The organism is Neobacillus sp. SAB-20_R2A, assembly GCF_049568635.1.
GTDB lineage: Bacteria > Bacillota > Bacilli > Bacillales > Cytobacillaceae > Neobacillus > Neobacillus citreus.
The window spans coordinates 3,906,143-3,918,296 of sequence record NZ_CP145895.1 but is presented as its reverse complement, the minus strand read 5'-3'; the positions used below and the strand labels follow the sequence as shown (position 1 = coordinate 3,918,296).

Here is a 12,154-nt window from a genome sequence, read left to right as displayed (position 1 = left end):
ATTGGGATTTTATAAAGAAAGGAGGGTGGGGGGATGGAGGTTGTAATCGGCTTTGCACTTGTAGTCATCACTTTAGTGGTCGGTACGGCCATTGGCATGCATGCGAATAAAAATGTAAGGGCCTTTAAAGAAGAAGAGCATGAAATCTTTGTTGGAAAGGATGACTAATAATCAGTAAGAAAGGGGTAGAACAAATGAAAAACAAAGACCAACAATTGTTGGAGGATAGGAAGCAGCTGAACCGCTATGGCTATGCCCAGGAATTACTGCGGGATATGGGCGGGTTTTCCAACTTTGCGATTTCCTTTTCGATTATTTCCATCTTAACAGGGGCTGTTTCTCTTTATGGACATGGGTTAACGTACGGCGGCCCGGGTATGATGGGTTTTGGCTGGACGATTGTGGCCTTTTTCGTGATGCTGGTGGCCGCCTCACTTGCCGAGCTGGCTTCTGCTATTCCCACTGCAGGTGCCCTGTATCACTGGGCCGCCGCCTTAAAGGGGGTTCGGATTGGCTGGTACACAGCCTGGATTAATTTAATTGGCCAAATTGGGATTGTGGCCGGAATCGACTACTCTTGCGCCTTATTTGCAGACCCGCTCCTAGCAACCGTTTTTGGATATACCTCTACCGATACCACCACTTTAATTGTCTTTGGCGTTATTCTCCTATTACACGGAATCCTCAATCACGTTGGGATTAAAATCGTCGCAAAATTAAACGACTTTTCAGCCTGGTACCATATGGTCGTTGTTGCTATTCTGGTTGTCAGCTTAGCATTTTTTACAAGAAACGGCCTTCAGCCGATTGATTACCTATTCCAGGTAGGGCAAACCTTCTCCGATAAGCCTTATGTTCTGGCCTTTTTAATCGGATTGTTACAGGCACAGTGGACCTTTACTGGTTATGATGCGTCTGCCCATACGATTGAAGAAACAGTACACCCACGTGTCCGCGCTCCATGGGGCATTTACAACTCCGTTGCGTTTTCATTTGTGTTTGGATTTATCATGCTGGCATTTGTCACGCTTTCGATTCATGATGCGGCCGGTGCGGTGAAATCAGATAATGCTTTTATCTTTGTTATTAGCGAAGCTCTGGGCGGCACCTTTGGAGCAGTCGTGTTATGGCTAGTGACATTTGCAATGTTCTTCTGCGGCCTTTCGTCGATTACTTCCTTTTCGCGGATGATGTATGCTTTCTCAAGGGACAAAGGAATGCCGTTCAGCCGCCATTGGGCGGAAATCAGCCGGAAGTTCCGGACACCGGCAAAGGCGATTTGGCTGTCTGTGATTCTTTCGTTTGTGCTGGCGTTAATTGATTACATTACGAAGCTGGTGAATCCGGATGCAGGTTACTCCACCATCGCCTTCCTGACGGCTGTAAGTGTGGTTGGTTTGTATGTTGCCTATGGGATTCCCATCTATCTCAAGCTGCAGGCAGAGGCTAAGGGAATCTTTCAGCCAAAGCATTACGGCCCCTGGAGTCTTGGAAAGTGGAGCAAGCCGATTAATATTCTCAGCATCCTTTGGATTATCTTCATTTCTATCATGATGATCATTCCGCCTAACCAAATGGCTGCCTATGCCTTGGCGGGAATGTTTATCTTGTTAATTATTATGGATTTGACTTATTATAAAAAGCATTTCAAAGGCCCTCAGTCAGCACTCGAAAAATCAATTGATGAAATTAGAAGACTTGAAGACGAGTTTGAACATGGGAAACATTAATTAAAAAGAGGTCAGGATCTTGCTGCCGTTGTGCCGGGGTCCTGATCTTCAGAGTTTTCCTGATTAGAAAAAAAAGAAAAGGCGGACCAGCCGCCTTTTGATTCTTTAACCTCTTTTACGGGATTTAAACACCCACATGTTGCCGTCTTTCCAGCAGCTTTTCGTTTGATGTCTGCCGTGGTCTGTATTACGCCAGTTTGTGCATTCCAGATTATGCGTTAAGCGTCTTGAAGTTCTTTTTCTGGACGTGCGGCGTCTAGTCGTATGTCTGCTTGATGTCATCATCGGACGACTAGTGGTCCGTCTAGACGTCTGGCTAGAAGTTCCTCTGTTGCCAGAAGTCCCGCGATGACGGCCTGGATCCATAAACATAAAATCTCCGAATCCGCCGCGTTGTACACCTTCAGCAGCTCTTTGAATATCCTCTGGAGAAAATTCTCTTTCTTCCATTTGAAGCACCTCCTTTTTTACAGAAAAGGGAGTACGAAATGAATTGTGCATTATCTATAACACCCACTCCTCTTTTAACAATTTACGAATGGACGCTTGTCTTGGTCTCGGACAATAGCCTATTCAAGGAAAAAATCAATAAATCGTGACATCCCTTTTCCTCCATCATAGGTATAAAAGGAGGGGAGGATAGGGAATGGACGAAGCCGCAAAACTGCCAAACTATAAAATTTTTATAAAACCGAGCAACTTAAAGGAGCTTAAAAGGGATATATGGGTGGATATGCCAATCCCCGCACAGCTAAATATCGATGGCAAGAGATTAGAGGTAGATATCAGCTACCGCGGCTCTCATATTCGTGATTTTTTGAAAAAATCGTATTACATTTCTTTTTATAAGCCTAAAAAATTCAAAGGCTCCAGTGAAATTCATATAAATGCTGAGTATAAGGATCCTTCGTTCATACGGAATAAATTATCCTTCGATTTCTTTTCTGAGATTGGTGTCCTAGCACCATATTCCCGGCATGTCTTTTTGACCCTTAACGGCAAACCGGAAGGAATATATTTGGAAATCGAATCGGTGGATGAAAATTTTATAAGAAGAAGAAACCTTCCCGCTGGCAGCATTTATTATGCCATTGATGGCGATGCGAATTTTTCATTGATGAGTGATTTGGATAAAGCCGTGAAAAAGTCATTGAAATCAGGCTATGAAAAGAAGTGTGGGAAGGCGTCCGAGGATAAGTTTTTAGAAAGGTTTATTTATAACATTAATACGATTCCTAGAAGTGAATTTGAGAGGGAAATTATTAAATATATTGATGTTGATAAATACTTGAGGTGGATTGCGGGCATTATCTTCACGTCCAACTATGATGGTTTTGTCCATAATTATTCGCTTTACCGAAATGGTGAAACGGGGCTATTCGAGGTGATGCCATGGGATTACGATGCCACCTGGGGTAGGGATGTTAACGGGAAGGTGATGGAGGCGGATTATGTTCCGCTTCAGGGCTATAATACATTAACGGCAAGAATTTTGGATGTGGATTCGTTCCGAAAGCAGTATCAAAAGCTGCTGGTTGAAATTATGAATCGGCAGTTTACATTGGAATTTATGGTGCCTAGAGTTGAAAAGTTGCTTGGAATAATCCGGCCCTATGTCCTGCAGGACCCCTACAAAAAGGACTCGATCACACAATTTGACCAGGAGCTTCGGGTAATCACGGAATACATCCTTGAAAGAAGAAAATATATCGAACGCGAGATTGTAAAGCTTAACTAAAATAGGCCGCTGCCTTTATGACTGCGGTGTTTTTAAAAGAACCATCCAATTTCGGATGGTTCTTTTATGAATTTAAAGGTAAACTTTCCGTTCTTCCCTCGAGGAACGGCGAATCGCATCAAGCACCCTTTGTGTTTCATGGCCGTTCTCAAAATTAGCTAGATAAGGGTGTTTAACACCTGTCACTAGGGTTTCGTACAGGGCATCTAGAGCACGGTTAAAGCCGTTATAGTAACGGGCTGCGACCGCCGGCATTTCTGCAGGGGCTGTTATATCAGGTACTAGCTCAACTGCTTCAAGAGGAGCATCACCCGAAGAAAGCAGAACCTGGCTGTCATCTAACATTACCATTGTTCCTTCTGTACCAAAGACCTCTAAACGCCATGAATTAGCGGTTTGGCGGACTCCCGACACAAATTCCAATGTGACAGTGCCCCCGCTATCAAGCTTGCCAATAACCTGAAAAGCATCATCGGCAGTACGGATTTCGACTTTTCCATCTTCAGCCGTATAAGTTGGTACATGGATAGGAAGATTAGCAAACACTTCATGAAAACGACTGTCAAGCCACCACTGAAGAGAGTCGGTCATATGCGAACCAATTGCCCCGAGCATCCCTCCGCCAGTCTCCGCTTTGGCCAGCCAGCCGCGTGGGTTGGATGAAAGATAGGCATAATTCGGAAAAGCAGCCAAATAACGAACGTGTAAAACTTTCCCCAGGCTGCCGCTGTCCAAAATTTCCTTCACCTTTGTCCGGGCAGGTAGGAAGCGGAATTCATGATTAATGATACCTAGTTTGTTTGCTTGGTTTTTGGCTGAAATCATTTCCTCTGTCTCCGACACATCTAAGCCCATTGGCTTTTCACAGACCACATGCAACCCTTTTTCATAAGCAGCCAGTACCATTTCTTTATGTAAATGAACAGCTGAAGCTACAACAACAAGGTCGAGTTCTTCCTTCTCGAGCATTAATCGCCAGTCAGTATAAACATGATCTATACCGCTCGTGTTTCGGACATTCTCCACATTTCCTCGTGAAACACTTGCTATTGCGGTTACCTCAAATCCGTCATGAAAGTTCATCATCGGTGCATGCACTTTGGCGCCGAAACCGGTTCCGATAATTCCTGCCTTAAATTTCTTCATGTGTAAAACCCCCTCAAATTTAGGATAATTTAAGTGTAATAGGAACTGGTAGTTTGTGCTAGATAGAAGAAAAAATTTTCCTATATGAACTTATACCAATTAGCGGAACCTTTTAGGATAAAAAACGTAATACATGTGGAAATGAAAAAAATGGAGGATTAAAATGGAAGTTTGGATAAAAGATTTTATTGAAAGCTATGGTTACATAGGGGTATTTTTGCTGATCGCTCTTGAAAATATTTTCCCGCCCATTCCTTCGGAAATCATCCTGACCTTTGGCGGTTATATGACCTTGGATACCAGTTTGAACGTTACGGGAGTCATTATTGCCTCAACTTTAGGTTCTGTATTTGGTGCGGTAATTTTATATCGTCTCGGAAATTTTTTGGATGTGGAACGGTTTGACAGAATCATTAAGCGGTATGGAAAATTGTTACGACTAAAAAAGGAAGATTTATACCGCGCCAATGCCTGGTTTAATAAATATGGTATTTGGACGGTTTTCCTGTGTAGGTTTATTCCGCTAATTCGCAGTTTGATTTCAATCCCCGCTGGAATGGCCAACATGAATTTTTCTCTTTTCCTAATTTTCACAACGATTGGAACACTGATTTGGAATACGGTCCTGATTCATCTAGGTGCAAACTTGGGAGAGAATTGGGAACTTATTACGGAAAAAATGGATAATTTCTCTACCATCATATATGGAATACTTATCATCCTACTAATTCTAGGAATGGTAAAGTTTATTAGGAAAAGTCATAAATCGAGAAAGGCTTAAAAATGTATTCGCTGATATATTGGATGAATTCGCTGATATAATCGAAAATCCGCTGATATATTGAAAAATCCGCTGATATAATCGAAAATCCGCTGATAACTTTGGGAAATTCGCCGATATCTCACAGTCCCTGGTTGGAGGACCAATAAAATGCCATTTTTCAGAGAAGAAATTTTCTTTTTTCGAAAAAAGATAGGAATAATGTGAAAATATCCCGCTAAGGAGATAAAATAATGAATTTATTTTATGAACTGCATAAAGACATCCCTAGAGAAGGTCCCGGAAACAATGAATCTACCAGAAAAGCATTTGAAATGATTAGGAATCGTGTTACTAAACCTGAGATTCTGGACATTGGCTGCGGTCCCGGCATGCAAACGATTGAACTTGCGTCCTTGACTGATGGAACGATTTTGGCCACCGATATCAATGAGGGATTTTTGGAGGTGCTGCAAAACAAAGTTCAGGAGCTGGAACTGACAGACAAAGTAACGGTTAAGAAAGCCAATATGAGATCACTGCCATATGCAGAAGGGCAATTTGATGTGATTTGGGCAGAGGGTACTATTTTTATATTGGGTTTTGAAAAGGGTTTAAAGGAATGGCGGAAATTCCTTAAAAACAATGGTATTTTAGTAGCGTCAGAGCTAAGTTGGATCAAAAAGAATCCGCCGAAAGAACCTTTAGAATTTTGGTATAAGGCTTATCCTGAGGTGGGGACCGTTGAAGAAAACATTAAAAAAGCAGAGAATCTCGGGTACGAGGTAATAACGACATTTGTTCTCCCTGAAGAGGGCTGGTGGGAGCATTATTACAGACCATTAGAAAGTAAGATTATCAGTTTCCGTGAAAAATATAAAAATGACGTCGATGCCTTAACCATTCTGGAAGAGTTTCAAACTGAAATAGATTTATATAGAAATTACTCCGAATATTATGGGTATGTATTCTATATTTTACAAAAAAAATAAGAGTGAAACTAGCCTCGCCTGCTGGGGATAATTATTGATATTTTTGGAGGAAAAAATTAACTTTTCTCGAACAATATAATCGTATGAAACTATGAATCTGAAGGTGGGCGAAAAAATGACTCTTGAACCGCAAACAAAGTTTTTATTAGACCAGTTAAAAGCTCTAGGCGCACCGCCGCTCGAAACTTTAACCCCACAAATGGCAAGAATGGGTTCCAAGTTTCCCCAAGGGGAAGTTGAGGAAGTAGGCAAGGTGGAAAACCGGACTATTCCCGGCCCTGCGTCAGATATTCCTGTAAGGGTCTACTATCCAAAGGAAGAACAGTCAAGCTATCCAGCGTTAGTTTTTTATCACGGCGGAGGCTGGGTAATCTGCGATCTTGATACCCATGATAATATTTGCCGGGCCCTTACCAATAGCGCTGGCTGCGTTACGATTTCCGTTGACTATCGGCTTGCACCTGAACACAAGTTTCCGGCTGCAGTGGAAGACTCCTACACAGCAGTACAATATGTGTACGACCATGCCGAAGACTTTAAGGTGGACCGCACGCGGATTGCTGTTGGTGGCGACAGTGCTGGTGGAAACCTTGCTGCTGTTATCAGTCATCTTGCAAAAGAGAAAAACACCCCGCCAATTTGTTTCCAGCTTTTGATGTATCCAAGTACCAACACTGGCGGAATGCCAACAGTTTCGATGGTGGAAAATGCTCACGGCTATTTTCTGGAAAAGGGAACAATGGAATGGTTCCGCGATTGTTATTTGAACAGTGAGGAAGATAAGAAAAGCCCACTCGTATCGCCTGCCTTAAATGAGGACTTTACAGGCCTGCCGCCGGCACTAGTTATTACCGCCGAATATGACCCGTTACGTGACGAAGGGGAAGAGTATGGTAAAAAATTAGCTGATGCAGGTGTGGAAGTAGAAACAATCCGTTACGACGGCACCATCCATGGCTTTATAAGTATGGCAGCAGTACTAAACGTAGGAAAGGCAGCCTTGGAAAAATCCGGGGAAGCCTTAAAAAAAGCATTCAGTAAATAAAATACCTAAAAGTGTCTGGACCTTTATATACAATCCAGGCACTTTTTTAAAATTAAAAATAGCAAAATGGAAAAAGAGCATTTATAATATATTTTGCGGAATTTTGTGTAAATTTTTATAACTTACCCGTGGATCAAAATGAGGCACGAGAACCGTCCCCATGCATCAATAGAGAGGAAGAATCTATGAATTTTAAACGTTTTGCGAAAAAAGTGGTTATTTTAGTTTTGCAGTGCATCTTAGCAGTGGAAGTGTTGATTTGCATTGGTGCATTACCGGTTTTATTGAAGGATTTGTCGTTTCATTTTTCGGAATACTTTATTGCGATTAAAGCCATGAACCTTGGTTTAATCTCCTATGATCAATTGACTTTAGACGGAAAAAACCCATTATTTCCAGTTATTTTTGATAGATACATAGAGTCTATGAAAATTCTTGGATTAAGCATCCTTACAGCTTGTTTCATCGCCTTTATCATTACATATCTTTCGTTTATATTTTTTCGAAAAAAAATCAACTTCCTTAAAAACTTGATTGAATTGGCAGAGGCAGTTCCTGATTTGATGTTCATTCTCTTATTGCAGCTGGCTGTAATCATGATTTACAAGAAAACAGGAATAAAAATAGCAACAGTGGTCAGTCTGCGCGAAAAGGCCGTCCTGTTGCCAGTAATCAGCTTAAGCGTCCCCATTAGTTTCTATATCACGAAGGTTTTCATCCATCACATTGAGGAAGAGTTGGAGAAACAATATATCCATTTAGCCAAAGCAAAGGGATTATCTTTTTCTTATATTTTGAATATCCACGTGCTCCGGAATATTGCCGAAGGGATGTTTGGTGCCTCGAAAACTATTTTCTGGACGATGCTGTCCACTTTATTGGTAGTAGATTATTTGTTCAATATGAACGGCTTGTTAAGGGCAATGGTCACTGGACCGGACCCTTTTGTTGTCGGCTGTATTCTCATTTTTATCCCTTTTTATCTACTTTACCGCACTTACGAATGGATCAGCTTTGATTACAGAAAGGATTCCAAGTAACATGATTCTATTTTTATTAAAAAGAAAAAGATTTGTTTTTGGCGTCTTATTCCTTGTTACAATGGTTACCTGGAGTATATTAAATACAGTACTTCATGATGGAGAAATCAGACAGGTACTTTTTTTTTATGATGATAAGGGGAATCTCATTGATGCTCCGCCATACCCGCCATTTACGGTGTTTTTGCTAGGTTCTGATAAGTTTGGGTATGACTTAGGACAAATGATGATTGAAGGGGCAAAGTACACCATCGGAATCACCTTGATTGTTGCCATTTTAAGGCTGTTGTTGTCCTTAGTGGCAAGCTCCTTGATCTACTCTGTAAGTCCAAAACTGTTTGGTTTTCTAAAAAGTCTTTTTGAACCATTTTCCGTCGTTCCGCAAACCATCATCGTTTATTTCATTTTATTTAGTGTTTTGTGGATGCCGATTGACGGATTTCAAACCCCATTTTGGAAACGGGCTTTATTTGAAACGGTTATTTTAATTATCATTGCGATTCCGAATTTAACCATCCATCTAGCGAATGAAATGAGGATTGTGGAAAAGGAAGATTTTATTGTCGCGTCCAAAACGCTTGGTGCAAATAAACGCTTCATTTATTTTAAACACATCGTTCCCCATGTTTACGAAAAATGGATTTTATTATTTGGCCAGCAATTTACCCAGGTCCTGCAGCTCCTTGCCCACCTTGGGTTTATGAAGCTATTCTTCGGCGGTACCTTCGTCTCTTACGGGATGATTGTTGACGATCCCCGCTCTGTTTCTTATGAGTGGTCCGGCGTTATCGGCGGAAGTCTTCCATACCTTTATTCCAGCCAATGGATTATCGTTGTGCCAGTTCTCTTCTTTATATTTACAGCAATCAGCGTCGCCTGCATCAATGATTCAATAAAATCGTATTTTCAAAGAAAAGAATATACATTTAAAAGGGAAAAAGTCTAAATATATTTTATATCCATATAAAAGAGGCAATCCGTTTAAAAGGGATGCCTCTTTTTCAGTACTGCAAATCTATTAATCTGCAAAAAAAGATGGGAATAACAAGTTATAGAATAGGGAATTCAATTTGTTCAGTCAGTTCAGGAAAGTCAATGAATGGGTTCCGATTTCCTTGGATATGGTAAATGGTTTGATTGCGATGCTTTTCATAAAGTCCTACTGGAAAAGTCTTGTGCCACCTGATTAAAGTGGAGAGATCTATCTCAATTCGAAAAGCTTTTTTGATTGCCTTCGGATAGCGAAGCAGGAAATACAGCATTGCCCTTGCTGCTGTCCCTTTGCCATGCTCAGGCTCAAATCTTCCCCCGACCGCGAGTCCGCAATTATTTTGAACCGGCTCTTCGGGTGATTCGGGATGGAAATTGGGAAAATCTGAGTAAGCGAAATTGGAGCGGGTAATATTACATTCCGGGTCGCAAACAAACAAATGATGCAAATCGCCCTTCATCGGTTCGAGCGCACCGAACCATGATTGGGGGACAATATGTTCCGTGTTCACTTTTAATTTTCGTTCGTAGACTTTCAATTCGTGAAGCGTTTCGAATTCCTTTTGCTTAATTTTTCGAAGAAATTCCTGAAATTCAGCATATTTTTCTGTGATGATTTGATAATCCTGAATAATGATGGTTTCAGGATTCTTTTTTTCACTGGAGTAAATACTTTTTACGCTGCCGTCTGGGTGCAGGTCTACCCAGGTATAGAGATATAAATCTTTACTGATAAAATAGGGGATTCGGTTTTTATGGGTTTTTGTTAGTAATTCATTGTATTTATAAAATAAAGTGGTGCCATCAAGGTCATGTTGAGCTGTTGTTTGATAGTATTTTTGAATATCAAGTAAATCTTCTGTTTCATCGTAATAAAGGTCTTTGTCTTCCTGTATTTTTCGCTTGTTATCTCGCAAAAAAGCCAATTGTTTATGCAAATCAATAAATTCCGAAGTGCTGTCCTTAATGACTTTTTTCTTTTTTGACATCTAAATCTCACTCCAGAGAAAAGAATTTATCTTTCAAATTCATTATATAATGATATCTCCGGCAAAACGGGTATTATTTGAAATTTTGTGTTAACAGGCGTAGGTTATGGCTCGGATGGCTGAATTTTCCTATGGTAAAATGTTATTTTAGAAGAATTACTTTTGTTTTGTGAATTGAGTGTTATAAAAGTAGCTTCAAAAAGCAATTACTGTAAATAATGATTAATTCTGTATTTCCAGTATTTAAATGTATTTTAAAATTATCAAAATAATCACGGAAATGGATTGCATTTTAATTTTGAGAATAGTAAAATTAGTATCCGTGAATAAGAAATGAAGGGGTTTAACCTTAATGGAAAATAGATTGCCATTTTCGAAGTATTTTGTAATAGGGGTCATGTTATTTGCCTTGTTTTTTGGAGCGGGAAATCTAATATTTCCGGCATCACTCGGGCAAAACGCAGGGACAAACGTTTGGGAGGCGGCAGCTGGGTTTCTAATAACGGGGATTGGTTTGCCGTTTCTTGGAATATTAGCGATGGGCGTTTCTGGAAGCAGAAACCTGCAGGAACTGTCAAGCAGGGTTCATCCGCTTTATGGAATTATCTTTACCTCGCTGCTTTATTTAACAATTGGACCGCTGTTTGCAGCACCAAGAACAGGTGCTGTAGCCTATGATATTGGGATTGCGCCGTTTGTCGGCGGGGGCTCGGACCACATTGGATTGTTCATATTTTCACTAATATTTTTTGGAGTAACCTTGTGGTTTTCATTAAATCCGGCTAAGCTGGTTGACCGGATCGGGAAAATCCTCTCGCCTGCCATCATTATTCTCATTTTTGTATTATTAGTCATGGTGATTGTTAAACCAATGGGGTCAATTGGAGCACCACAAGAAGCATATGCCAACGGTGCGTTTGTAAAGGGCTTTATGGAAGGATACAACACGATGGATGCACTGGCATCGCTTGTGTTTGGCATCATTGTTATCAATGCTGTTCGTGCCATGGGAGTTAAATCAACAAGAGGCATTCTGTCGGCTTCAGCCAAATCCGGATTGGTTGCGGTAGTTTTCCTAGGAATCATTTATGTTGGTGTTGCTTACTTAGGTGCGACTAGCACAGGGCGATTCGGACTTTTAGAAACAGGAGGTCCAGTCCTCGGAAAAACAGCAACCTATTATTTTGGGATTGTCGGAACAGTCATGCTTTCGATTATTATCATTCTTGCTTGCTTGACTACGAGTATCGGATTGGTAACAGCCTGCGGTGAGTATTTTCATGGCCAAATGCCGAAAATCAGCTATAAAATTTGGGTTGTTTTCTTTTCGTTAGTATCTCTTATCATTGGTAATTTCGGATTAGCAAACATCATTAATTTTTCAATTCCAGTCTTAATGTTTCTTTATCCGCTGGCTGTTGTCCTAATGCTGCTGACATTTTTATCAAAGTTTTTTAGACATTCGCAGATTGTCTATGTTTCAGCAACTGTGGTAACCTTTATGGTCAGCATTATCGATGGAATCAAAACTTTCTGCCAGCTTGTAGGAATCGAAAATTTCAGGTGGATGGACCCGATCGTATCCTTCTATGAACAAGTACTGCCGTTATATAATGAAGGACTTGGCTGGCTGTTGCCAGCAATCATTGCCATTGCGATCAGCACTGGAATCGTGAAGCTGCAAAAATATTTTCAAACTTCTTTTAGGGAAAATAACGCTTAAA

Annotated in this window: 12 protein-coding genes; 9 read left to right on the top strand and 3 right to left on the bottom strand. The window is 40.7% G+C overall.

Annotated features, from left to right (window positions below; all coding sequences use genetic code 11):
* Positions 1-33 precede the first annotated feature (33 nt).
* The gene (locus V5M37_RS18935) at positions 34-168 is read left to right on the top strand and encodes a hypothetical protein (RefSeq protein ID WP_277398268.1); all 135 of its coding nucleotides are present in this window, start codon (positions 34-36) and stop codon (positions 166-168) included.
* Between the two features lie 26 nt (positions 169-194).
* Positions 195-1,730: an amino acid permease gene (locus V5M37_RS18930; RefSeq protein ID WP_423798707.1), complete on the top strand. Its 1,536-nt coding sequence runs from the start codon at positions 195-197 to the stop codon at positions 1,728-1,730.
* A gap of 105 nt (positions 1,731-1,835) precedes the next feature.
* Here V5M37_RS18930 and V5M37_RS18925 read toward each other — a convergent pair whose 3' ends face one another.
* The gene (locus V5M37_RS18925) at positions 1,836-2,231 is read right to left on the bottom strand and encodes a CotG/ExsB N-terminal domain-containing protein (protein WP_423798706.1); all 396 of its coding nucleotides are present in this window, start codon (positions 2,229-2,231) and stop codon (positions 1,836-1,838) included.
* A gap of 145 nt (positions 2,232-2,376) precedes the next feature.
* Here V5M37_RS18925 and V5M37_RS18920 point away from each other — a divergent pair, with 145 nt between their 5' ends.
* A complete protein-coding gene (locus V5M37_RS18920; protein ID WP_423798705.1) occupies positions 2,377-3,468 on the top strand; it encodes a CotH kinase family protein in 1,092 nt (363 codons plus the stop codon).
* Positions 3,469-3,540: 72 nt separating this feature from the next.
* Here the strand turns inward: V5M37_RS18920 and V5M37_RS18915 are convergent, their stop codons facing one another.
* Positions 3,541-4,614, bottom strand: coding sequence for a Gfo/Idh/MocA family protein (locus tag V5M37_RS18915; RefSeq protein ID WP_423798704.1), 1,074 nt, complete (start codon positions 4,612-4,614; stop codon positions 3,541-3,543).
* Positions 4,615-4,777: 163 nt separating this feature from the next.
* Between V5M37_RS18915 and V5M37_RS18910 the strand changes: the two genes are divergently transcribed.
* The 5 genes from V5M37_RS18910 to V5M37_RS18890 all read left to right on the top strand — a co-directional run bounded on the left by V5M37_RS18910 (position 4,778) and on the right by V5M37_RS18890 (position 9,397).
* Positions 4,778-5,395: a DedA family protein gene (locus tag V5M37_RS18910; protein ID WP_423798703.1), complete on the top strand. Its 618-nt coding sequence runs from the start codon at positions 4,778-4,780 to the stop codon at positions 5,393-5,395.
* A gap of 233 nt (positions 5,396-5,628) precedes the next feature.
* Positions 5,629-6,366, top strand: coding sequence for a class I SAM-dependent methyltransferase (locus tag V5M37_RS18905; RefSeq protein ID WP_423798702.1), 738 nt, complete (start codon positions 5,629-5,631; stop codon positions 6,364-6,366).
* A 115-nt stretch (positions 6,367-6,481) separates the two neighbouring features.
* Entirely contained in the window at positions 6,482-7,411 is a 930-nt protein-coding gene (locus tag V5M37_RS18900) for an alpha/beta hydrolase (protein WP_423798701.1), read from the top strand.
* Positions 7,412-7,596: 185 nt separating this feature from the next.
* Entirely contained in the window at positions 7,597-8,451 is an 855-nt protein-coding gene (locus V5M37_RS18895; RefSeq protein WP_423798700.1) for an ABC transporter permease subunit, read from the top strand.
* A complete protein-coding gene (locus V5M37_RS18890; RefSeq protein WP_423798699.1) occupies positions 8,426-9,397 on the top strand; it encodes an ABC transporter permease subunit in 972 nt (323 codons plus the stop codon). The genes V5M37_RS18895 and V5M37_RS18890 overlap by 26 nt, the downstream gene beginning before the upstream one ends.
* 103 nt (positions 9,398-9,500) lie before the next feature.
* Here V5M37_RS18890 and V5M37_RS18885 read toward each other — a convergent pair whose 3' ends face one another.
* Entirely contained in the window at positions 9,501-10,430 is a 930-nt protein-coding gene (locus V5M37_RS18885) for an endonuclease (protein ID WP_423798698.1), read from the bottom strand.
* A gap of 352 nt (positions 10,431-10,782) precedes the next feature.
* Here V5M37_RS18885 and brnQ point away from each other — a divergent pair, with 352 nt between their 5' ends.
* Positions 10,783-12,153, top strand: a complete 1,371-nt coding sequence (gene brnQ / locus V5M37_RS18880) for a branched-chain amino acid transport system II carrier protein (RefSeq protein WP_423798697.1) — start codon at positions 10,783-10,785, stop codon at positions 12,151-12,153.
* The last annotated feature ends 1 nt before the right edge of the window (position 12,154 follow it).